This window comes from Streptomyces sp. LUP47B, from assembly GCF_001746295.1.
Classification (GTDB): domain Bacteria; phylum Actinomycetota; class Actinomycetes; order Streptomycetales; family Streptomycetaceae; genus Streptomyces.
The window spans coordinates 235,921-258,040 of the sequence record NZ_MJAH01000007.1; the positions used below are offsets into that span (position 1 = coordinate 235,921).

A 22,120-nucleotide genomic window follows, 5' to 3' on the forward strand; every position below is an offset into this window, starting at 1 on the left:
CCATCGTGCTCGGGTGGCGGAGAGGGAGTGGGCAACCGGACGAGGGCTGGGGTCAGCCGGCGGAGCCTCGCGTGCCGGGTCCCGTTCCGTGCGGGACGTTCCTGGTGACCGACTCGGGAAGCTCCTGGCTGGGGTCGATCGAGATCGTCTTCGTCTGCAGGTACTCCTCCACCGCGTAGGGGCCGTGCTCGCGGCCGATTCCCGACCTCTTGAACCCGCCGAACGGCGAACCCAGGTCGGCCGCGAAGGTGTTGACCGAGAAGGTGCCGGTGCGCACGCGTCGGGCGACCTCGAAGCCGTGGGCCGCGTCCGCCGTGAACACGGAGCCCGCCAGCCCCAGGTCACTGTCGTTGGCGATACGGATGGCGTCGTCCTCACCGCGGTGGGGAATGAGCGAGGCGACGGGTCCGAAGATCTCCTCCCTGGAGACCCTCATCTGGTTGTGGGCGTCGGTGACGAGTGTCGGCTCGTAGTACCAGCCGCGGTCCAGGTGCGCCGGGCGGCGGCCGCCGTAGGCGATCGTCGCGCCCTCCTTGCGTGCCACGTCCACGTAGTACTCGACGCGTTCGCGCTGGCGTGAGGTGACCAGGGGTCCGACCACGGTGTCGGCTTCCATGGGGTCGCCGACCTTGAGCGACGCGAAGCCGTCGGCCAGGGCCTCCGCATAGGCGCGGTACTGGGCCTCGGGGACCAGGAGTCGGGACAGGGCGACGCAGCTCTGGCCCGCGTTGGTGCCTGCGGTGGCCCCGACGAGGGTGGGCAGCACGTCCTCCAGCTTCGCGTCGTCCAGCACGATGGCCGCGGACTTGCCGCCGAGCTCCAGCACGCACGGTCGGACGAGTTCTCCGCAGGCCGCCGCGATCTTGGCGCCGACCTCGGCCGAGCCGGTGAAGCTGACCATGTCCACACCGGGGTGGCGCACCAGGTACTCGGACTCCGGGGCGCGCGCCGCGACGATGTTCAGGACACCGGGCGGCAGGCCGATCTCCTCACAGATCTCTCCGATCACGAAGATCGCCAGCGGGTTGGGTTCGGTGACCTTGACGATGACGGTGCAGCCCGCGATCAGCGCCGGACCGGCCTTCTGGCCGATCGCCGGGAGCGCGAAGTTGTACGCCGGGAAGCTGGCGACCACGCCCACGGGTTCCTTGACGACCAGGCTGGCACCCGCCATCGGGATGATGCCACCCCCCGCCGACTTGCCCGCGAGCGGGGACAGGTCGCTGATGCGCACCTCGGCGGTCTGCAGGCTGCGGCCGATCTCCGCGGAGTAGTTGAAGCTCATGACGGGCGACACCGCCTGGTAGACCTGCGACAGGAACAGCGTGCAGCCGAGTTCTTCGGTGATCAGCTCGGCGAGCTCGGTCTGCCGCCTCTCGATGCCGTCGGCCAGCCGGGAGAGGTGGACGGCTCGCTCCGCTGGGGTGAGCCGGGGCCACTCCCCTTCGTCGAACGCGCGCCGGGCCGCGGCGACCGCGGCGTCGATGTCCTCCCTGGAGGCGGCCGGGACGCTTCCGATGCGCTGCTCCGACCTCGGGGAGATCACGTCGAAGCGGTCAGTGCCCGAGGCTGCTCTCCACGCCCCGTCGATGAAGAAGGCCTTGTGGTCGATCGTTGTCATGTCTGGCTCCTGCGAGAGGGTGGTGAGGTCGTCGACCGGCGTGGTCAAGGACGGTGAGTCGGTTGGGTGGCGGTGTCCGCGGCCGTGAGGCCGAAGACGAGGGCCGAGGCGAGGCCGCCGGCGTACGCGCGGTGCCACAGGCCGCCGGTGTCCGATCCGGCGGCGAGGAGTCCGCGGATGGGACGGCCGTCTGCGCCGAGCACGCGGGCCCGGTCGTCGATGCGTACGCCGTGGAAGGGCAAGGTGATGGCGGGCACCGTCTCGATGACGTAGTACGGCGGTTCGTCCAGCGGCAGGCCGTCCAGCTCCCGGCCGGGCGAGGGCGCCGGTCCTGTCGAGGCGTGCTCGTTGAACAGCTTGACGGCGTTGCGGACGGTCTCGCCGTGGTAGCCCCATTCCTCGGGCAGGTAGGCCAGTTCGTCGAGGTCTTCGGCGAGTCCGACACGGCCCCCTCGCCTGCTCGCGAGGGCGAACTTGTCGACGGCGACGGCACCGTCGACGTACGAGCCGATGATCCAGTCGCGGAAGACGCGGGCGTCGGCGATGAGGAGGCCGCGGCTTTCGGGCTGGTCCAGCAGTGCCATGGCCGTGAGGTGGTCGCCCAGCGTCTCGTCGACGAACCGCTCGCCCCGCAGGTTGAGGAGCAGGGCGTGCTCGCTGTAGTAGAGCGACATGTCGACGAAGTCGGCCGGGTCGGCGAAGGGGATGCCGCCGGGAATGAGGTGGCCGTAGAAGCCGGCGTCGTCGTGACCCGTGGCCGCGCCGGCCTGGGTGGCCAGACGGTAACCGCCGCCGCGGCTGTGCGGGTTGGAACGCGGCTGCATCCGGTCGGCGTGAGGGTGCACATGCGCGGTGCGGAGGGCGGGGTCGCCCTGGAAGCCGCCGGTCGCGACGAGTGTCGTGTGGGCGCGCACCTGGCTGCGTGTGCCGTCGACCGCTCTCAGGTCCGCTCCGACGACGGCTCCCCGCTCGACCACGAGCCGCTCGGTGTCGGTCTCCAGCAGCAGTTCGCCACCGCCTTCGACGATCAGCCGTCGGCAGGTGTCGACGTAGTGGTTGGTGTCGAACTGGTGCCCGCGGCCGAAGCTGAGAACGCGTTGTGCGTCCTTGGCCTCCACGCCGACGGAGCGGATCCACGAGATGCCCTCGGCGAAGCGGTCCACCAGCGCGCGCTTCAAGTCACGGTCGCCGCTCGGGTTGTGCTGGTCCATGACCTCGTGGCTCGGCGCGGTCCACGCGTAGCCGGCGAAGCGTGCCGAGCCGCCGACGTCCGCGGCGATCTCGACGATGGCGACGGACAGGCCGCTGCGGACGGCGCGGGCGCCGGCGGTCAGCCCCGCCATCCCGGCACCGATGATCAGCAGATCCACGCCTTCTGTGCGCACGCCACTCTCCTCAAGGGCAAAGGGAAACACTCGCTACGGGATTTGGGCCGGCTCAACCCTGTGGGACGGGTACGGCGACATCGTCCTCCCCGTCGAAGTAGGCCTGTTCGGCGCGGGCGAGGAAGGTCGGGTCCCCGGGTTCGCCACGGACCGCGATGCCGCCCTCGTGCAGCACGACCACCTCGTGGCAGGCCGACGCGGCGCGGCCGAGGGACTGCTCCAGCAGGACGATCGTCATACCCTCGCGGGCGAGTCGGCCGATTCGGGCGTACACCTCGTCGACCATCGCGGGCGACAGCCCGAGTGCCGGTTCGTCGACGATCAGCAGGTCCGGCCGTGCCATCAGGGCCCGGGCGATCGCCAGGACCTGCTGCTCGCCTCCGGAGAGGCCGGCGGCCGGTATCCCCATGCGCTCGCGCAGTCGCGGTGGCAGCCACTGGGTGGTCTCCGCGAGCCGTGCTCGCAGTTCGGCTCCCCTGATGCCGGCGGCGTAGGCGGCGACCTCCAGGTTCTCGCGCAGGGACAGTGTCTTGAACAGGGCACGGCCTTCGGGCACCAGTGCGGTGCGCAGGTCGCCTGCGGCACTGCGGCGGCCCCGGGTGGGCGGCAGGCTGCCGTGCAGGATCCGGCCCAGGGTGCTCTTGCCCGCGCCGTTGGCGCCGACGACTCCGAGCACGCTGCCCCGGGGCACGGTGAGGCCCACCTCGCGCAGCGCGGTGACCCCGCCGTAGGCGTGCTCCACTGCGTCGAGGTGCACGGCCGGGCTCTCGGCGCCGTCGCGGGCGGGGAGTTCGTCCCGTGAGCCGCCCTCCCCGAGGTAGGAGGAGCGCACGCGGGGGTCGTCCAGGATCTCGCCGGGGCCGCCCTCGCCGATCGGCCGGCCGAAGTCGAAGGCGACCACCCGATGGGCGACGGCGAACAGGTCGTCGAGGACATGATCGATGATCACGACGGCTGTGCCGTGTTCCTGTTGCCGCACGATCTGCCGGGTCAGCAGGGTGCGTTCGGTGGCGTCGAGGCCGCCGAACGGTTCGTCCAGGATGAGCAGGCCGGGCTCCTCGGCGAGCGCCCGGGCGAGGTCGAGACGCTTGTGCAGGCCGAAGGGCAGTTCGGCCGGGTAGCGGTCGGCGACGTGCGCGAGACCGAAGCGGTCCAGGAGCTCGGCGGCCCTGTCCCGGTCGCGGGCGGTGATACGGCGACGGGTGCAGAGCACGTTCTCCAGGACGGTCAGTTCGGGGAACGTCTCGGCGTGCTGGAAGGTACGTCCGATGCCGAACCGGCGGCGCGCGGTGGGACGGCTCTTGAGCAGGGGCTTGCCCGCGTAGTGGGCGCTGCCCGCCACCCGTCCGCCTCCGACGAGTCCGGACAGGACGTTCAACAGGGTTGTCTTTCCGGCGCCGTTGGGCCCGATGACGGCGAGGGTCTCGCCGGCCCGCACGGACAGGGAGGCACCTTCGAGTGCCTTGAGCCCGCCGAAGGTGACCGCGATCTCTTCGAGTCGCAGCAGTTCGTCCGCGCTCGCCGCAGGTGCCGGTACGCGCTGCGGGGGCGCCTCGGTCGGCTCCACCGGTGTCGCCGGGCGCGCGGACGGACGTCGCAGCAGTCGCCGCGCGGTCCGTCCGAGGAAGGGCACCACTCCGCCCGGCAGGAACAGCAACACGGCGATGAGGACGACACCCTGAAGGATCGGCTGTGCCACTCCCGCGCTCTCGGCCACCGTGGGGGCCCAGGTCAGGTACGCGCCGCCGACGACCGCGCCCAGCAGCGTGCCCGCGCCGCCGAGCACGCACGCGGAGATCAACGCGATGGCCAGGGTCAGGGAGAAGGGGTCGGGGCTGACGAACCCGACGACCAGGGCGAGCAGCACCCCCGCCAGTGCGGCGAACACGGCACTGACCGCGAAGGCCAGCGCCGACTGGGCCTCGGGTGCGATCCCGATCGAACGGGCGGCCATGGGATGGGACTTGGCGGCCACCAGCCGCATCCGCAGGGCGCTGGGCCGGGCCACCGCGGCCAAGGCGAGCGCGATCCCGGCCGCGCCCACCGCGAGGTACTGCGCCTGGGTGCCGGCGCTGGCCAGCGTGCCGAGACCCAGGGCGCTGTGCAGTTTCTCCATCGGAATGCCCTGGTCGCCGCCGGTCACGCCGGTCCACTGGCCCATGACCTCAAGGGACACCATGGTGAACGCGAGCGTGAGCAGCGCGACGTACAGCATGGAGAAGCGGGCTCCCGCCGCCCCCAGGAAGGCACCTAGGGCCGCGGCGCTCGCGGTCGCGCCGAGCAGCACGAGCTCCAGTGACCAGCCGTGGGTGCTGCCGTATGCCGCGAAGTAGGCGCCCAGGGCGAAGAACGCGGGGTGGGCGATGGACCAGATACCGGCCCAGCCGGCGAGCAGGTTCACGGAGAGGACGAGGATCGTATAGACGGCCGCGAGGCCCACGGAATACGCCTGGTAGGGCGGGATGGCCCCAGTGTTCAGCACGATGAGGAGCACGGCCGCGGCGAGCGGACCGAGCGCCGCTCTGGCAGCGGTGGAACGACTGACGAGCGAGAGGGTGGAACGGTTGAGGAGGGAGTTGCCGGAACGACTGACGAAGGACATGTACCGCTCCCTCAGACCCGCTGGAAGGTGCGTACGCCGAACAGCCCCTGCGGGCGGATCAGCAGCACGAGGATGGTGAACGAGAAGACGAACGTGTCGCGGTAGCCGGCCGAGACGTAACCTGCGGCCACGTTGTCCAGGACGCCGACGGTCAGTCCGCCGATGACGGCCCCGTACATGCTGGTCAGACCGCCGAGGAAGATCCCGGCGAAGGCGCGGAACAGCGGGGCGCTGAGTACGGTCGGCACCAGTCCGGCCCGGGGCGCGTACAGGAAGGCGGCGAGCGCCGCGAGGCCGAGTCCGAGCGCCCAGGCGATCCGGGCGATGCGCTGGGAACCGAGGCCGAGGATGCGGGCCGTGTCGGCGGACTCGGCGACGGCGCGCATCGCGGTGCCGATGCTGGTGCGGCCGAAGAGATACGCCACCAGAGCCATCGCGACGGCGGCCACCGCGATGGTCAGCAGGCTCTGTGCCGGTACGGCGGCGCTCCCGAGGGATACGGAGCCCTCCACCAGGCTCGGGAAAAGCCGCGGCTGGTCGTCCCAGATCGTGCTGATGGCGCTCTCCGCGATGAGCGAGACGCCCATGGTCATGACGAGCGCGGAGAGGAGTTCACCCTGGGCGAGCGGCCTGATGACCGCTTCCCTGGCCACCAGGCCGACCGCGGCGGTCGTGACGATCGCGGCCACGGCTGCCAGCAGCAGGGGCAGACCGTGCTCGTTCACCGCCAATGCCGCGTACAAGCCGACGGTCGCCAGGCTGGCGAGGGCGAAGTTGACCACGTCCGTCGCCCGGTAAATGATCACCAGCCCGAGGCCCATCAGGCCGTACACCGCACCACTGGCGAGACCGCTCACCAGGATGAGCAGGAACTGATCCACGTCGACCGTCTCCTCGCACCCAGACCCGCGCGCCCGGCACACTCGGTGGCACCCGCGCGCATTACAAACTGAACTCAATTCATGAACCGTAAGCAACGGGCCGGGGAGGGGCAATACCCGTGCACGAGTTGATTCGACCGCTGACGACCATGAAGAGCCGCGGCCGACGCGACCCCGACGGAACGGATTCCTGCGAGGCGCGTCGGCCCACCGGTTGCCCGGTCATGCCGTGAAGCGGCCCCCGTTGGCCAGCAGCACCGCGCCGACCAGGTTCACCGAGGCCTCGCTCGCGAGGAACAGGGCGATGTCGGCGATCTCCTCGGGCGTCGCGTAAGGGCGCACCCGGGGGTCGGCGAAACCGCTGCGCAGGACCTCGGGCGTGCGCGCCGCCATCCCCGTCTCCGTCGGACCGGGCGCCACCACGTTCACCCGGATCCCGGACGCGATGACCTCCTTGGCCACCGCCTGACTCAATGCGTGCACGCCCGCCTTGGAGGCCGCGTAATGGGGATAGCCGACCGGGGTGTCGAAGGCCGAGGAGGAGCCGATGACGACGATCGCACCCGCCCCCACCGGCCGCATCGCCCGCACCGCGGCCCGCAGCACATGGAAGGTGCCGTCCAGGTTGACGCGCATGACGCGCCGCCACGCCGGGTCGTCGAGCCGGTCGGTCACCTCGATGGGCCGCCCCTCGACCAGGGCGTCCGCGATGAGCTGCTTGGCCTGCGGGTCGTCGACGCCCGCAGCGTGCACGACGACGTCCAGACGCCCGTGTTCGCGCAGTACGTCCTCGACGGCCGTGTCGACCGCGGCGGCGTCGGCCACGTCCAGCCGCACCGCACGGCCGGTCGTGAGCTCCTTGGCCACGGCCTCGGCCGCCACACCGTTCACGTCCGCGACGACCACGGCCCGCGCCCCTTCCGCGGCCACCTGCCTGGCGACCGCCGCTCCCATTCCGGAGGCGGCACCCGTCACCAGTACGACGCTGTCCTCGAACCGGGCTCCTCGCTCGTTCTCACCCATCCCGCGCACTCCCTCTCGGCCGCACTGCGGCGCCGACCCAATCGTTACTGAACTGACTTCACCTCTGTTACCGTCACCGTCGGCCAACTGACAAGACCCGGGACGGTGTGCATGCAAGCGGTGCGGCTTACTGAATGGGGACGGGAACCGGCGCTCGCCGAGGTGGAGCGCCCCGTACCGCGCGGGACCGAGGTGCTGGTGCGGGTCGAAGCCGCGGGGCTGTGCCAGTCCGACGTCCATGTCGTCGACGCGGCCGAGGGGGCACTCCCCTACCGGCCGCCGTTCACCCTCGGCCACGAGGTCGCCGGCCGTGTGGCGGCCCTCGGCCCCGACGCCGATACCGACACGGACACCGGCACCGGCACCGGCACCGGCACCGGACGAACGGCGCCGGGTGAACGCGCGGTCGTCTACGGCCCGTGGGGCTGCGGCAACTGCACCCGCTGCGCGGCCGGCCGGGACAACTACTGCGACCACCGCGGCGATCTCGGCTGGCACGGGGCCGGGCTCGGCCGGGACGGCGGGATGGCCGAGTACCTCCTCGTCCCCTCCGCCCGCCATCTGGTGCCGATCGGCGACCTGCCCGCCACGCAGGCGGCACCGCTCTCCGACGCGGGCCTCACGTCGTATCACGCCCTCGCCGGAGTACGGCACGCACTCGGCGAGCGCAGCACCGCCCTGGTCATCGGCGTCGGCGGGCTCGGGCACCTGGCCGTCCAGATGGTGCGTGCGACCACCCCGAGCCGGGTGCTGGCGGTCGACATCCGCGAGGAGGCGGTGGACCTCGCCCTGCGGTCCGGCGCGCATCTCGGCGTCCCGATGGGGGCCGACACGGCCAGGGTGCTCAGGGCGGAGACCGGCGGCGTGGGAGTCGACGCCGTACTCGACTTCGTCGGCAACGAGGCGACGTTCGCCCTCGCGGTCCAACTGCTGCGCCCCGGCGGGGAACTCGCGGTGGTCGGCAGCGGCGGCGGCCGGCTGACGGTCCGCAAGCCGGGTTTCCTTCCCGCGGGCTTCCGGCTCTCCCTGCCGTTCTGGGGCACCCGCCCCGAACTCGCCGAGGTCATCGCCCTGGCCCGGGCGGGCTCACTCCACGTCGAGACGGAGCAGTTCCCCCTGTCCGCGGCGCCCGAGGCGTTCGGCCGGCTGCGCCGGGGGCGGGTGCGAGGCCGGGCGGTTCTGCTGCCCGACTGACACGTGCCTCCTGCCGCCCCTCCGATCGACTCCGGTTGAAGAGACGCGATCAATCGCGTGCACGACTGTTGCCTGCCAGACCCCGCGCGCTTACATTCACCTGAACTGAACTCAGGTTGCACGACATGGAGGCACGGCGTCAGCCGTAGCCCGGTCGACAGGAGAAGTGCCATGAGTCGTCGCAGAACCAGCTCCAAGGGCCGCACCCGCGCCACAACGGCCCTGTTCACCACCGCCGCGCTCCTCGCCCTGGCGGCGTGCGGCGGCAACGCCGACGCCGGCACCTCGGCCAAGGCGGCCGGCGGCAACCCCGCCGGCGTCAAGGCGGCAGGGCAAGTCCTCGCCCAGTACTCGAAGCGCCCCACGAGCATCGGCATCACGCAGCCGGTGGGCAAGCCGGTCCCGGCCGGCAAGAAGATCGACTTCATCCTCTGCGGCGTGCAGTCCTGCCAGGACCTGGCGAACTACTTCACCGAGGCCGCCAAGGTGCTCGGCTGGAGCGTCAACAAGATCCCCACCCAGGGCACCCCGCAGTCGGTCCAGGCCGCCTGGACGCAGGCTGTGCGCGACAAGCCCGACGCCGTCATCGCCTCCGGCTTCCCGCGCAGCGTGTTCACCAAGCAGTTGAAGCAGCTCAAGGACATGAACGTCCCCGTCGTCGAGTCCTCCACCGACGACACCGCGGGTGACGGCATCAGCATGCTCATCGACGGCCCCGACGTCGTGGACATCGAGGGCAAGATCATGGCCTCCTGGGTGACCTCCGACAGCCAGGGCGACGCCGACACCGTCTACTTCGACCTGCCGACCTACGGCATCCTCAAGCCGGTCGCCGACACCTTCCGCAGCGACTACGAGAAGTGGTGCGCCGGCTGCGGCTACGACAAGGTCGACGTGCCGATCACCGCCATCGGCAAGGACATGCCGGACCGCGTGGTCTCCTACGTCCGCGCCCACCCCAAGGTCACCCACATCGTCTTCTCGCTCGCCCTGCTCAACGTGGGCGTGCCGGCCGCGCTGCGGGCCGCCGGACTGCAGAACAAGGTCCACACGATCGTCAACGTCGGCGAGTCCACGAACTACCAGTACATCGAATCGGGTCAGACACAGGCCGCCGTCGCGTTCAACAACATCGAGAACGCGTGGGCGCAGGCCGACGGGCTGGCACGGCACTTCACCGGCCAGTCGATGCAGGTGACACAGGACGCCCAGCTGCCGTTCATGCTCATCGACAAGGACAACCTGATCTCGACGAAGACGCAGTTCCCGCTCGTCGAGGACTACCAGGCCCAGTTCAAGAAGCTGTGGGGCAAGAGCTGACGTCCACGTCCGTTCCCGGCGTCCCCGCCACGGCCCGCCACCGCACCACTGACGCTTCGCATTACTGAAGCTACTTCAGCTTGGTTCACGACCCGATCGCGCGACGAGGCGCATATGGGAGTCACCGCATGTCCGCACAGCTACTCGATCTCACCCGTTTCCGTTCCCTTCATCCCGTGACCGTCCCCCAGAGCCCGCGAACGGAGGTGGGCGCGTGATGGGCAACGTGCTCGAGGCCGACTGGGTGGTCGTCGGCGGTGGCAGCGCGGGATGCGTGCTGGCCGCCCGGCTGAGCGAGGACCCCGCCCAGCAGGTCGTACTCCTGGAGGCCGGACCGGACTGGCGGTCCGCCGATGCCCCGCCCCAGATGCGCAGCATGAACGGCTGGCGGGCGCTGGACGAGACGGCGTGCGCACCGTTTCAGTGGCCCGGTCTTCAGTCGCGGCGCAGCAGCGCGCAAGAGCGCCGTCCGCATGTGCGCGGCCGGGGGCTCGGCGGCTCGTCGTCGGTGAACGGGATGATCGCCATCCGTGCGCTGCCCGACGACTACGACCGCTGGGCGTCCTACGGCTGTCCCGGCTGGTCGTACGAGGAGATGCTGCCCTACCTGCGGCGCATGGAGAGCGACGCGGACTTCGGCGACCGCCCCCACCACGGCGCCGACGGGCCGATCCCGGTGCAGCGGCTCGGGCGCGAGGCCTGGGGCCCCGCCGACCACGCGCTCGCCGAAGCCGCCCTGGGCATCGGCCACCCGTGGTGCGACGACCACAACGGGCCCACGGGCACCGGCGTTTCGCCCTACGGCATCAACTCCCGCGACGGTGCTCGGGTCACCGCCAACGACGGCTACCTGGAGCCCGCCCGGCAGCGGCCGAACCTGCGGATCGTGGGTGACGCGACGGTCGATCAGGTGATCGTCGAGGGCGGTCGCGCGGTGGGTGTGCGGGTGCGCGTGGACGGCACCTGGACGCAGGTCCGCGCCGCGCGGGTCGTGCTCTGCGCCGGGGCCGTGCACTCCCCCTCGATCCTCCTGCGTTCCGGCATCGGGCCGGGCGGGCCGGTGGCGTCGCTGCCGGTCGGTGAGGGCATGCAGGAACACCCGCTGGCGTTGTTCTGGCTCCACCAGCGCCCCGAGGCACGGCCCGGCCTGGACGAACGGCAGACCAACTGCTGTCTGCGCTACTCGTCCGATCTCGCGGGCGCGGGTGAGAACGACATGATGATCGTGTCGATCAACCAGACCCTCGCCATGCCCGACATGAACGACTCACACCTGGTGGCCGACGGGGCCCGCGGCACCTGGGGCGGTGCGGGCGGCGGCCACGCCTCGGGCGGTCCGGGACTGCTGTGCCTGTGGGCCAACCAGGAGTTCTCCCGCGGCACCCTGCGCCTGGCCTCACCCGACCCCGACGTCCACCCCGTCATCGAACAGAACCTGCTCAACGACCCAGGAGACCTGACACGGATGCGGGACGGCGTCCACCGCTGCCTGGAGCTGATCCGGTCCGGTTCGTTCGACGCCGCCTTCGAGCACATCGCCGTCGACCTCGCCGGCACGGGCACCGACGCGCTCGCGGACGACAGCGCCATCGACCGGTGGCTGCTGGAGACGATCGGCGACACCGGCCACATCTGCGGCACCTGCCGCATGGGCGCGCCCGACGACCCGCGCGCGGTGGTCGACCCGACCGGCCGCGTGCTCGGCGTCGACGGGCTGTGGGTCGCCGACGCCTCGGTCTTCCCCGAGGTGCCGCGGGCCAACACCAACCTGCCGACCATCGCCGCCGCGGAACGGCTCGCCGCCCTCATGACAGGTCGCACGAACCCGACGACCGGCGTCGAGAGCCTGGCCGTCCAGGGCGGGTCGTGATCGGGATGACGGACACGGTGACACCGGTTACGACGGCCGGCCCGGTGCTGAGCATCACCGGACTGTCCAAACGTTTCGGCGGGACCCAGGCGCTGCGGGACGTCGATCTGGACATTGCGCACGGCGAGATCCACGCCCTGGTCGGCCCCAACGGCTCCGGCAAGTCCACCCTCATCAAGATCCTCGCCGGCTATCACCAGGCCGACGCGGGAGCCGACGCCCGCCTGGACGGCGAGCCCTTCGACCTCGGCTCGGACCACGACCGGCTGCGCTTCGTCCATCAGGAACTGGGCCTGGTGGGCGAGTTGAGCGCGATGGACAACCTGGCGCTCAGCCGGGGCTTCGCCCGCAGCCGCCTCGGCAACATCCGCTGGCGCGAGCAGGAGCGCCGCACCGTGGAACTCGTCCACCGGTTCGGCCTGGACATCGACGTGCACCGCCCTCTGGTGGACGCCACGCCCGTGCAACGCACGGTCGTGGCCATCGCCGCCGCGCTCCAGGGCTGGGAGGCCGACCAGGGCCTGCTGGTCCTGGACGAACCGACCGCCGTGCTCCCGCCGGGTGAGGTCGGCAAGCTCCTGGACATCGTGCGGGAGGTACGCCGGGGCGGCGCGAGCGTGCTGTACGTGTCGCACCGCCTCGACGAGATCTTCCAGGTGGCGGACCGGGTGACTGTCATCCGGGGCGGCCGGCGCATCGCCACCCGCCCTGTGCGGGGGCTGACGCCGCAGAGCCTCGCCTCCCTCATGGCCGGCGAGGCGACGGAGCGTTCCACCGAGCGCCTCAAGGTCCCGGCGGCCGCGCGGTCCGGCGAACATGCCCTGCAGGCCCGCGAGTTGACCGGCGGCCCGCTCCGGGGACTCGGGTTCTCCCTCGCCCGCGGTGAACTCCTCGGCATCACCGGGCTCGCCGGTTCCGGTCACGACGTACTGCCGTACTTCGTGACCGGCGCCTGGCCCGGTGACGTACAAGGGCAGTTGCGCTGTCCCGCCCGGTCACCGGAGTGGTCCGACGCCTCCCGCGCCGCCCGCCTCGGCATCCCCCTGGTGCCCGGCGACCGGGCCGCCCACGGCGTGATCGCCGAGTTCAGCGTCGCCGAGAACCTCACGCTGCCGCTGCTGTCCCGGCTGCGTACTGGCCGGCGCATCCTCGACGGCCGGCAGGAGTCCTCGGTCGTCGACGACTGGGTGGGCCGGGTCGGGATCCGCACCGCCGGCCGCGACGCCCCCATCACCACACTCAGCGGCGGCAACCAGCAGAAGGTCGTCATGGCCCGCTGCCTGGCTCTCGAACCCGAGGTGCTGGTGCTGTGCGAACCGACGGCCGGTGTCGACATCGCCACCCGGCTCCAGCTCTACGACCTGATCAAGCAGCAGGCGGCCCAAGGGCTCGGCGTCATCGTCTCCTCGTCCGACGTGGGCGACCTGCTCGCCCTGTGCACCCGGGTCCTTGTCCTGCGCGACGGCCGGGTCGTACGGGAGATCGCCGGCGATGCCATCACCGAGCCGACGCTCGTCCATGCCATGGAAGGAACCGAAGAATGAGCACCACCGCCGCCGACTCCACCGGCACCGGCCCGTCCGTCGGTGAGCCGACCGAGGCGCCACCCTCCGCGCCCCTGACACGGCCCCCACTGGGACGCCGTGCGCTCACGGGTCTGTCCTTCACGAACATCGGCGCGGTCTACGTGTGGATCGTGATCATCGTGGTGTTCTCGTTCTGGGCACCGGACACGTTCCCCACCTGGCAGACGTTCCAACAGGTACTGAACAGCAACGCGGTGACCGGCCTGGTCGCGTTGAGCGTGGTGCCGCCGCTGGCCGCGCGCGTCTTCGACCTGTCGATCGCCTACACGATGTCGCTGACCGGAGTCATCACCGCCAAGGTGATCGTGTCGACGGACATCGGCGCCGGGGGCGCGATCGCCCTCGCCCTGGGCACCGCCCTGGTGATCGGCGTGATCAACGGAATCGTCGTGGTGACGCTGCGGGTCGACTCGTTCATCGCGACACTGGCGACCGGTTCGCTCATCCAGGCATTCATCACGATGTTCACCGACGGCACGTCGATCACCGGCGTCAAACTCCTGCGCGAACCCTTCGCGAGCATCGGGCAGAAGAGCGCGGGCGGCTTCACGATCCCGGTGCTTTACCTGCTGATAGTGGCTATCGCACTGTGGTTCGTCCTGGAGCACACGGCCACCGGGCGCCGCCTGTATGCGACGGGCTTCAACTCGGACGCCGCACGCCTGCAGGGCGTACCCACCGACCGCCTCCGCTTCCTCACCCTCGTCGCGTCCTCGGCGATCGCCGGATGCGCGGGCGTCGTCTTCGCCTCGCAGATCGGCTCGGGCTCTCCCGAGGCCGGTACGCCCTATCTGCTGTCGTCGTACGCCGCCGCGTTCGTCGGCGCCACCCAGCTGCGCGCGGGCCGCTTCAACTCCTGGGGCACGGTCATCGCCGTCCTCCTGCTGGGCACCGGCACGGTGGGCCTCGGCCTCGCGACCTCCGCCCAGTGGGCCCCCAGCCTGTTCACCGGTCTCGTCCTGATCGTCGCCCTGGTCGTCACCGGCGGACGACTCGGCCTCCGCACCCGCCTGACCCGCCGCCGCGCACCGCGTAAGGAGGCGGCCGTCTGAGTCATCGCCGCGATGAGGCTGGGCGGCGGGTGTCGCGGGGTGGCCTTCGGTAGCGGGGGCGGAGCGAGCGCACTTGTCCCGCGGCTGTCGTATTCCTGAGCAGGGAGGTCTGTCAGCCCCTCGCACGTGGGGCTGGGCCGTGCGAATTCACTGGTCGGCAGAGGGTCCGGTACGGAATGCTGCTCGCGTGATCGAGCGAGAAGCCGCCGTTCGGGCTGTCGAAGAACAGCTGGAGCGTGACTATCAGCAGTGGCGGGCTGTGAGTGTGCACGCGGTGCGGATGGCTGTGGTCGACGTCGAGGAGCATGAGCTGGTGTGGATCGTCTCCTGGCAGTCCGAGGAGTTCGTACGCACTCGGAACCCTGGGCACATGCTGGTCGGCAACGGGCCGTACCTGGTCGACCGCGTCGACGGGGGACTGCACGAGATCGGCGTCGTCTCTGCGGTAACCGGAGAGTGGGAGACCGACTACCGGGCCCGGATGCGTGGGCTGCCGGTGCGCACCGCGGTAGACGACCTGCACGATGCGCTGCGTGGAGTCGCCGCTGCGCGCGGACGCATGCACGCCGTGCGGACACTGCGCCAGAGGCTGCCGATGTTCTCGCCCTCGGAGGCCATCGAATACGTGACCGCGTTGCTGGACGGCAATGCGCCCGCGCGCCTGGTGGCCGTTGCCGCCAAGGAACTCGTCGAGCCCCTCAACCCGGTACTTGGGGTGAAGACTGTTCGGAACGGGGCGGTGATCCGAGCGGGTCAGAGACCCGAGGGGTGACGGGAAAGCCAGTCGGCATGCCGATCGCGCATCCGGTCCCGTTCCTCGGACGTGGTGAGGAAGACGTCGGCGCCACCGTCGTAGGGGTAGTGGATGCGCTGCATGCGGGTGTCGGTGATAAGGGCTCCTGCCACCTTTTCGTCGGCGATGTCTCGGAGCAGCTCGTCGATGCAGCCACGCCACCAGGGCCGGCGGGTGGCGAAGAGGTGGCAGTACGTGCGGAATTCAGGGTCAGGGTCGTCCTCCACCAACAGGCTCTGCCAATACCCGGTGACGGCTTGCGATGACGGGACCTCGGCTTCGGTCGTCCAGAGCGGTGTGATCACATACACGTCCGCACCAGCGAACAACTCGTCGAGGACGGTGTTGTAACGCTCCAGGACGACGGTGTACTCGCTCTCGTCCTCCGCGTACCGCTTCGACTCCGGCAGGCTGTGAAAACGTACCCAGACATCCCGACACGGGTCACGGAGCTTGTACCCAACCGGAGGGCAACTGGGCCAACGCTGCTGCCACAGCTCGGTCAAAGCCGCCCGTTCGTCTTCAGACACCCGCCGCACTCGTCCTCTCGCTAGTGAACCCACCGACGACCATGATGCGGGGGTTCACGAACGAGAGACACCGACTTCTGCCGATGTAGCCGGTCCTTCGCGTGATCTGCAATCCCATGAGAAGGACGAGACGAGACCTCGTTGCTGGGTCCAGAGGACCAAGGCCCTGACGTCCTTCCCGTTCGGCAGCCCGCCGTCCAGCCAACGCTCGCGGTGCCCCCGCCCAAGGTCCGGCAACTGACCTGCAACCAACCCCGGCCGAGAGCCAGTTCCACCTACGTCGATGCCGCCGCCCGGACTCCGATCGAGTCCAGGGCGGCGGACACCGTCTTGCGCAGTGTCACGGCGTCAGCGCCGGCGCGTGAGCGCAGGTTGACGCCGTAGGCAAGCAGTGCCAGCAGGTCCGCGGAGGCGCCGGGATCCGCGCCGGAGGACAGCTGCGCCTGGCGCCCGGCGGTGACGAGCGCCGCGTACATCGCATCACGCAGTTCCTGGTGGTGCTGGTCCAGGACGGCGCGCACCTCCGGGTCGCTGTTCTCGGCTCCGGCGTGCGCGTTGGAGACCATGCAGCCCCAGCGGGCGTACTCGCCCGAGCAGCGTGCCTCGATGAGGCCGGCGAAGAACTCGGAGACGGCGGGCAGTCCCCGCTCGTCCTCAGCCAGGCGCTGAAACGTCGGCTGGGACCGCTGCTCCAGGTAGCGGCGCAGCGCGGCGAGGTAGAGCTCCTGCTTGCCGCCGAACGTGGCGTACAGGCTGGAACGGTTGAGCCCGGTCGCGGTCACCACGTCCTGGATCCCGGTCGAGGCCACTCCACGCTGCCAGAACAGCCGCACCACGGTCTCCAACGTGGTGTCGGGATCGAAGTGCTTGATGTCCGGCATGTGTCACCCCACCATCCTGAAATGAGGATTCCAAGATACTCCCCGTTCAGCACCCCGCCACAGTGCCGACAGGCGCAGAGCGGGGCAGGCCGCGTCCACGAAGCCTCCCGCCCTGACGGACCATCACCCATCGACCAGCCTCTGGCACATCAACATATGACTGGTGCTGGACCACACATACCCGTATCTTGGAACGACCATTTCAAGATTGACACCGCCCCAATCGCCCACGCGGCCCCGCCGCGGCTGCCAACAGGAGGAACCAGCACCATGACCACCCTCAACGCCGAACTGCGCACCTTCTACGAAGCCCGCCAACAGCAGATCCCCGCCGAAGTCCGGGAGATCATGCAACGGGCCGGCCACGAACTCGCCGGCTCCGGCCAGGCCCACCGCGCCCTGACCGTCGGCGCGCAGGCCCCACGCTTCACCCTCCCCTCCGCGACCGGGCTGACCCTGGCCCTGGACGACCTGCTCACCGACGGCCCTGTCGTCCTGAGCTTCTACCGCGGCGCCTGGTGCCCGTACTGCAACCTCGCCCTGCGCTCCCTCCAACAGCACCACGACGCCATCACCGCTCGCGGCGCCCGCCTGGTGGCCGTCTCCCCGCAGATCCCCGACGAGTCCCTCACTCTCACGGAGAAGCACGACCTCGCCTTCGACGTCCTCAGCGACATCGGCTCCGACACCGCCAAGCAGTACGGCCTCGCCTTCGACCTCCCCGACGACCTCGCCGCCGTCTACGACAAGCTCGGCTTCGACCTCCAGCGCGTCAACGGCGGCCACCCGCGCACCCTCCCGCTGCCCGCGACCTACGTCATCGACCGCACCGGCGCGATCCGCTGGGCCTTCGTCAACGCCGACTACACCACCCGCGCCGAACCGGCCGACATCCTGGACGCCCTCGCCGCACTGAACTGAGCCCACCCGCGCGATCAACCCAAGGCGGGAGCACCGACTTCCGCCTGTCCCGGCGCCGGGCCGCGACCTGGTCAGCCCGCCGGCTCATGACGCCAATGACATCGCCGCTCAGTCGCCGTCGAAGCCGCCCCAGTCCACGTCGGCGCTGTCCCCGCCGTCTTCCCAGTCGGACGCGCCCGGCGGTCGGGCCGCTTCGCGGCGCTGTGTCCACACCCTGCCGGAGACGGCCGTCGCGGTGATCAGGCTCGCTATACAGGCCATCATGAGAGCTGTCCCCGCGAAGAGCTCAGCAGCCCACGGCGGGCTGTTCACGTCCACGTCGAAGACGATGAGCAGTCCCGCGCCCGGAAACACACCGAAGATCCACGAACCGCAGACGGTAGCCACCGTCAGGCCCTGGTGGAGATCGGAGAAACCGGTGACGTCCCGCGGCGTCGCCGCCCGTCCCGGCCACGCGACCGGGATCATGGCGACCGCCTGGCAGGCCAGGCAGGCGAGTTGGATGACGGCACAGCCTGCGAACGAGAGCGGGCGCGACCAGTAGTACACCAACCCGGCGAGGACGCTGAGGAATGTGCCCGCGTTGCCCACTACCACCCACACCGAGCGGGATCGTACGAAATCGGACACCGCGTCGAACATGTCCTCCCAGAACCATGCCTGGGTGGTCCGCCTCAGTCTCTGGTTGCTTCTGACGCTGTCGAGCATGTGCCGCCCCCGTGTGCCGGTACCAGCCCTGGCTGATTCATGCCCACACCGGCGAAGCCGTATGTGGAACTCCGGGTTCGCGAGTGCACTGGCCCGGCGGAAGAAGCCCCGCGCAGGCGGTCTGCTCCAGAGTGATCTGTGACACCGCTGTGACCGGAGGTGTGGCCTCCGCCACAGCCACGACGGTGTCCCCCTGGTGTGGTGGGCGGATGTCCACCGTCTCCCGCACAGCCCCCGCCGTCCTCGCCGCTGCTCTGCTGCTCGCCGCCTGCGGTTCCCAGAGCGCCTCGCCGGGTGGGGGTACCGGCGGCGGCCCGGTCCGGGCCGAGGCACTGTGTCCGTCGGACGTCTCCCGGTACGGCAGCCCGCCGTCTTCAGAACCGTCCGTTCGTCCCTCCGGCACACCGACCGCGCTGCCCCTGCCCTCCGCCGGAGGTACGGCCGAGGACGGCGTCAAGATCACCGCGCTGTACGCCTGGGGCCCGGGCAGCGGCTGCGCGGGAGTCGCCTACAGCGCGGACTTCGAGCTGACCAACCACCAGGCGGAGACCGCCACATACACGCTGACCTTCGGATTCCTCTCAGCCTCCGGAGGGCCGGTCGACAACGCGGAACAGAGCGTCGAGGCGGTCGCGCCCGGGCGGACCGTCAAGGGCACCGTCGCCGTGGGGGAGCCGGTCGGGAACGCATCCGAGGTGACGGGCGTAGAGGTGAGGAAGGTACGTAGCGTTCCACAATCCGAGGCATCGTCCGCCTCGGGAACGTGCCCGAAGTCGGGCATGCGCCTCTACGCCGACCAGGGCGACGCGGCCATGGGGCTGCGCGCCGTCGGCCTGCACCTGGTCAACTGCGGCACCGGGCCCCTTCGGCTCAACGGATACCCGAAGCTCACGCTCGAGGACGAGGACCACGACACCGTGGACGGTGTACGGATCCTCCAGGGGACCGATCAGATCAGTACCGGTCTCGGTGGGGACGGCAGCCCGCAACCGGTCGTCCTGCGTCCGGGCGAGGCTGCGCTGGCCGAACTGGCCTGGCGGAACACCGCCCAGGCCGGTGCAGCGGTGAACGCGCCGTACGTCCGTGTATGGGCCACGCCCACCGCCGATCCCGTGATGGTGATGCCGGAACTCGACCTCGGGACAACCGGAAAGCTCGGCGTCGGTCCGTGGCGGAAGGACGAGACACACCGGGAACCCGGCCCCGCCACCAGCACCGCCGCCGCGCGTCCGTGATCGCGCTCCTCACCCTGATCGGGTGCGCACTTGCCGTGTACCTGTTCGCGCGCCCACGTACGGCATCCGGGGTCAAAGTCGTCCTGCTCACCGCGCCACCGGTGGCCGGAGTCGTGTGGCTTCTGGAGGAAGTGTTCGAGAGGTGGTTCACCGCCGTCGCCGTCGCAGCGGGGTACTTGGTCGTATTGATCGCGCTGATCGGCCTGCTTGGCCACCCTCGCCTGCCGACCTGGTCGAAGGTGACCGTGTTCGTCACGGTTCCGGTGACGGCGCTGGCCTGGCTGCTGGTCGTCACGGCGGACGACACGATCAAGGACCCCGGCGAGGACCCGTGCTCCATGTACTACGGGGGCGTCGGCGTCTCGAGGGCCTTTCCTCCACAGGCGTACTGCCGCTACGAGGACGGCAGCACCCACGACCTCGCGACCGGCGCCCAGTTCGTGTTCTGGGTCTGCTTCGCGATCAGCCTGGCGCTGCTGTCGATGGGCCTTTGGCAGGCCGTACGGGACCCGAGAACGGTCGTGCGGCAGTTCCGCTCCGGTCTGACTCAGTCCACTCGAGGAACCCCATGAGCTGCGTCACGGCCGACGATTGACGTGGCTGTCGTATCCCCGGCACGGCGAGCACCCGACACCGAACACCGACGGCCTGTGCCGGCCGCCCACGACTTCGCGGCGCCCCGGTGCTGAGACGCCAAGGCATGGACCGTTGTAGTCATGGTTCCCAACGCCGGGCTGCGTGACGAGGGCCGCGAACTGCTGGGCGTGCCGCAGCTCACAGCGGCTGCGGGACGGGGGTGGGGAACAACCGGCGCTGGTTGGCCGTTCATTCATATGTGGCTGGTGGAGGGGACAGTGTCCCCGGGCCCTACCTATAGCCCATGGGGACGATCGTTCGGCTGAAGCCCCATGGAGCCTTTCGCCGAGAGGCGACCGCCCTCCGCCCGTCACCGCACACGGCCCCGGCTGGTCTCCCCCGTCCAGCCGGGGCTTTCGTGCGCCCACTGTCCGCGCGGCCCCGAATCCAAAGTCCCAGTCGCTTTCAGGCGATGCGCAGCGTGCTCAGGGCCGTGGTCCAGTCGGTGACGATCGCCTGCTGTGCGGCGGCGAGGGTGACGGTGCCCTTGCAGACCGCGGTGTGCAGCTTCGTCTCCACCGGGTCCTTGGCGTTGTTGACGCCGGAGCCCTTCTTGTGGCCGGGGTCGGCCGGCTCCACCCACAGGTTGCGGTAGTCGTTGGGGTCTCCGCCCAACTGCAGGCTGATCAGGTGGTCGTACTCGGCATCTCCCATGCGTCCGGTGAAGCCGTAGGAGGCGGCGTTGAGCTTCTTCTCTTTGCCCGTCACGTACGTGGAGGGGCGTATCCCGGAGGTGTAGCCGCCCTTGCGGCAGATCGTCGAGGCCAGGTTCGTCTGCGTGACCGCCGGGGATATCGCGCCCGGCGTGCACGTCGGATCCTCCAGCGGTTCTCCCTTGAGGTACCGGTAATGGCAGGAGCCCGCGGTCGGCTGCTTCTGCACGGTGTAGTGCTTCTGCGGGCCCGCCCCCACCGCTATCGCCCGCCCAGAGCCGGCGGATGCTCCCGTCACCGGGCTCTGCGTCCCGGACGACGTCGACGTGCCGAGCGAGACGGGTGAACAGCCTGCCAGCAGCAGGCTGATGAGCAGGATGGGCGGCGCGGTATGGCGGGCAGAACGCATGACGGTTCCTCACAGGCAGACGGTGGCACGGTGGCTGAGCAGATGCTCCTCCATGCCGATGTCCTGCCGCCGCGCGGGGTCCGGCTTCGTCGTCCGGCACGTAGCTGTGTCCTGGGATGGGGTCGACGGCGGCTCTTGGAGGAGCCACCTGCCGGAGCGCCCTTGATGGCGCCCTGTCCCCCGCTGTGGCTGCGTCACCGTTGCCGGTTCCGCGCGGGCGCCTATCCCCCCGTTGACAGGGCTCGTACCGACCGGGCGACCTCGTCGCGGAGGTCGTCGAGGCTGTGGTCGGGGCCGAGGACCATGCGCCGCAGCTGGGGCATGCCGATGCTCCATCCGGCCAGGGCGAGGGTGAAGAACACGCGGGCCCGCGCGTCGCCGCCCGGGCCGCCGGATTCGGCGGCGTCGATCTTGTCCTGGTAGTGGCGGGTGCGGGCCTCTTCGGCCGGGACGGGCTGGTCGCCGATCTCCAAGGCCTCCCACATCACCAGGCGCAGGGCTTCGGGGTGGGCGCGGTGGTAGTCGAAGAGGCGCTCGGCGTAGCCGGGCAGGTCGTCGCTGGGCGGGACGGCTTCGGCGAGGTCGGCCAGGGTGCGTTCGACGACGACGGCGAAGAGCTTGCTCTTGTCGCCGAAGTAGTCATAGATCGCACGCTTGTTGGCCTTGGCCGCGGTGGCGATACGGTCCACCCGGGCGCCGGCGACTCCGTGCGCGGCGAACTCCGTGGTGGCCGCCGCGAGGATGCGTTCTTTGGTCGCCGTGGAGTCGTATGCCATGCATCCGATGGTAACGAACTGGTTCGTTTGACGAATTCAAGGCA

19 protein-coding genes are annotated in these 22,120 nt (G+C 70.3%); 9 read left to right on the plus strand and 10 right to left on the minus strand.

Annotated elements, in window-relative coordinates:
• Positions 1-52 precede the first annotated feature (52 nt).
• From BFN33_RS23440 to BFN33_RS23460, 5 genes are all read right to left on the minus strand, one after another.
• Positions 53-1,621, minus strand: coding sequence for an aldehyde dehydrogenase (locus tag BFN33_RS23440; protein WP_069762077.1), 1,569 nt, complete (start codon positions 1,619-1,621; stop codon positions 53-55).
• A gap of 44 nt (positions 1,622-1,665) precedes the next feature.
• The gene (locus BFN33_RS23445; protein WP_079140973.1) at positions 1,666-3,006 is read right to left on the minus strand and encodes an FAD-binding protein; all 1,341 of its coding nucleotides are present in this window, start codon (positions 3,004-3,006) and stop codon (positions 1,666-1,668) included.
• A gap of 52 nt (positions 3,007-3,058) precedes the next feature.
• Complete coding sequence (locus tag BFN33_RS23450) at positions 3,059-5,608, minus strand: ATP-binding cassette domain-containing protein (RefSeq protein WP_069762078.1); 2,550 nt, start codon at positions 5,606-5,608, stop codon at positions 3,059-3,061.
• Between the two features lie 11 nt (positions 5,609-5,619).
• Positions 5,620-6,489, minus strand: a complete 870-nt coding sequence (locus tag BFN33_RS23455; RefSeq protein ID WP_069762079.1) for a branched-chain amino acid ABC transporter permease — start codon at positions 6,487-6,489, stop codon at positions 5,620-5,622.
• A gap of 222 nt (positions 6,490-6,711) precedes the next feature.
• Positions 6,712-7,512, minus strand: coding sequence for an SDR family NAD(P)-dependent oxidoreductase (locus BFN33_RS23460; protein ID WP_069762080.1), 801 nt, complete (start codon positions 7,510-7,512; stop codon positions 6,712-6,714).
• A 111-nt stretch (positions 7,513-7,623) separates the two neighbouring features.
• On the opposite strand from BFN33_RS23460, the gene BFN33_RS23465 reads away from it, so the two are divergent.
• The 6 genes from BFN33_RS23465 to BFN33_RS23490 all read left to right on the plus strand — a co-directional run bounded on the left by BFN33_RS23465 (position 7,624) and on the right by BFN33_RS23490 (position 15,306).
• Positions 7,624-8,706, plus strand: a complete 1,083-nt coding sequence (locus BFN33_RS23465; protein WP_069762081.1) for an NAD(P)-dependent alcohol dehydrogenase — start codon at positions 7,624-7,626, stop codon at positions 8,704-8,706.
• Between the two features lie 171 nt (positions 8,707-8,877).
• Positions 8,878-10,026, plus strand: a complete 1,149-nt coding sequence (locus tag BFN33_RS23470) for a substrate-binding domain-containing protein (RefSeq protein WP_069762082.1) — start codon at positions 8,878-8,880, stop codon at positions 10,024-10,026.
• Between the two features lie 217 nt (positions 10,027-10,243).
• Positions 10,244-11,896: a GMC family oxidoreductase gene (locus BFN33_RS23475; protein WP_069762083.1), complete on the plus strand. Its 1,653-nt coding sequence runs from the start codon at positions 10,244-10,246 to the stop codon at positions 11,894-11,896.
• A 5-nt stretch (positions 11,897-11,901) separates the two neighbouring features.
• Positions 11,902-13,440 carry a sugar ABC transporter ATP-binding protein gene (locus tag BFN33_RS23480; protein WP_069762272.1) on the plus strand — a complete coding sequence of 513 codons (1,539 nt, stop codon included), beginning with the start codon at positions 11,902-11,904 and terminating at the stop codon, positions 13,438-13,440.
• Entirely contained in the window at positions 13,437-14,534 is a 1,098-nt protein-coding gene (locus BFN33_RS23485) for an ABC transporter permease (protein WP_069762084.1), read from the plus strand. Before BFN33_RS23480 ends, BFN33_RS23485 begins: the two co-directional genes overlap by 4 nt.
• Before the next feature lie 187 nt (positions 14,535-14,721).
• Positions 14,722-15,306: a YrhB domain-containing protein gene (locus BFN33_RS23490; protein WP_069762085.1), complete on the plus strand. Its 585-nt coding sequence runs from the start codon at positions 14,722-14,724 to the stop codon at positions 15,304-15,306.
• On the opposite strand, the gene BFN33_RS23495 is transcribed toward BFN33_RS23490, so the two are convergent.
• Positions 15,288-15,857 (minus strand): hypothetical protein, encoded by a 570-nt coding sequence (locus BFN33_RS23495; protein WP_079140975.1) that lies wholly within the window; start codon positions 15,855-15,857, stop codon positions 15,288-15,290. The two genes, BFN33_RS23490 and BFN33_RS23495, sit on opposite strands and share 19 nt — an antisense overlap.
• A 275-nt stretch (positions 15,858-16,132) precedes the next feature.
• Positions 16,133-16,738: a TetR/AcrR family transcriptional regulator gene (locus tag BFN33_RS23500; protein WP_069762086.1), complete on the minus strand. Its 606-nt coding sequence runs from the start codon at positions 16,736-16,738 to the stop codon at positions 16,133-16,135.
• Positions 16,739-17,008: 270 nt separating this feature from the next.
• Here BFN33_RS23500 and BFN33_RS23505 point away from each other — a divergent pair, with 270 nt between their 5' ends.
• Positions 17,009-17,659 carry a peroxiredoxin-like family protein gene (locus tag BFN33_RS23505; RefSeq protein WP_069762087.1) on the plus strand — a complete coding sequence of 217 codons (651 nt, stop codon included), beginning with the start codon at positions 17,009-17,011 and terminating at the stop codon, positions 17,657-17,659.
• 108 nt (positions 17,660-17,767) lie between these two features.
• On the opposite strand, the gene BFN33_RS23510 is transcribed toward BFN33_RS23505, so the two are convergent.
• On the minus strand, positions 17,768-18,367 hold the full coding sequence (locus tag BFN33_RS23510) for a hypothetical protein (protein WP_069762088.1): 600 nt from the start codon (positions 18,365-18,367) through the stop codon (positions 17,768-17,770).
• A 209-nt stretch (positions 18,368-18,576) separates the two neighbouring features.
• Between BFN33_RS23510 and BFN33_RS23515 the strand changes: the two genes are divergently transcribed.
• Both BFN33_RS23515 and BFN33_RS23520 read left to right on the plus strand, forming a co-directional pair.
• Positions 18,577-19,602 (plus strand): DUF4232 domain-containing protein, encoded by a 1,026-nt coding sequence (locus tag BFN33_RS23515; protein WP_069762089.1) that lies wholly within the window; start codon positions 18,577-18,579, stop codon positions 19,600-19,602.
• Positions 19,599-20,174, plus strand: a complete 576-nt coding sequence (locus tag BFN33_RS23520) for a hypothetical protein (protein ID WP_141757991.1) — start codon at positions 19,599-19,601, stop codon at positions 20,172-20,174. Before BFN33_RS23515 ends, BFN33_RS23520 begins: the two co-directional genes overlap by 4 nt.
• A 469-nt stretch (positions 20,175-20,643) precedes the next feature.
• Here the strand turns inward: BFN33_RS23520 and BFN33_RS23525 are convergent, their stop codons facing one another.
• On the minus strand, positions 20,644-21,300 hold the full coding sequence (locus tag BFN33_RS23525) for a hypothetical protein (protein WP_069762091.1): 657 nt from the start codon (positions 21,298-21,300) through the stop codon (positions 20,644-20,646).
• 221 nt (positions 21,301-21,521) lie between these two features.
• The gene (locus tag BFN33_RS23530) at positions 21,522-22,076 is read right to left on the minus strand and encodes a TetR family transcriptional regulator (RefSeq protein WP_069762092.1); all 555 of its coding nucleotides are present in this window, start codon (positions 22,074-22,076) and stop codon (positions 21,522-21,524) included.
• Positions 22,077-22,120: the final 44 nt, after the last annotated feature.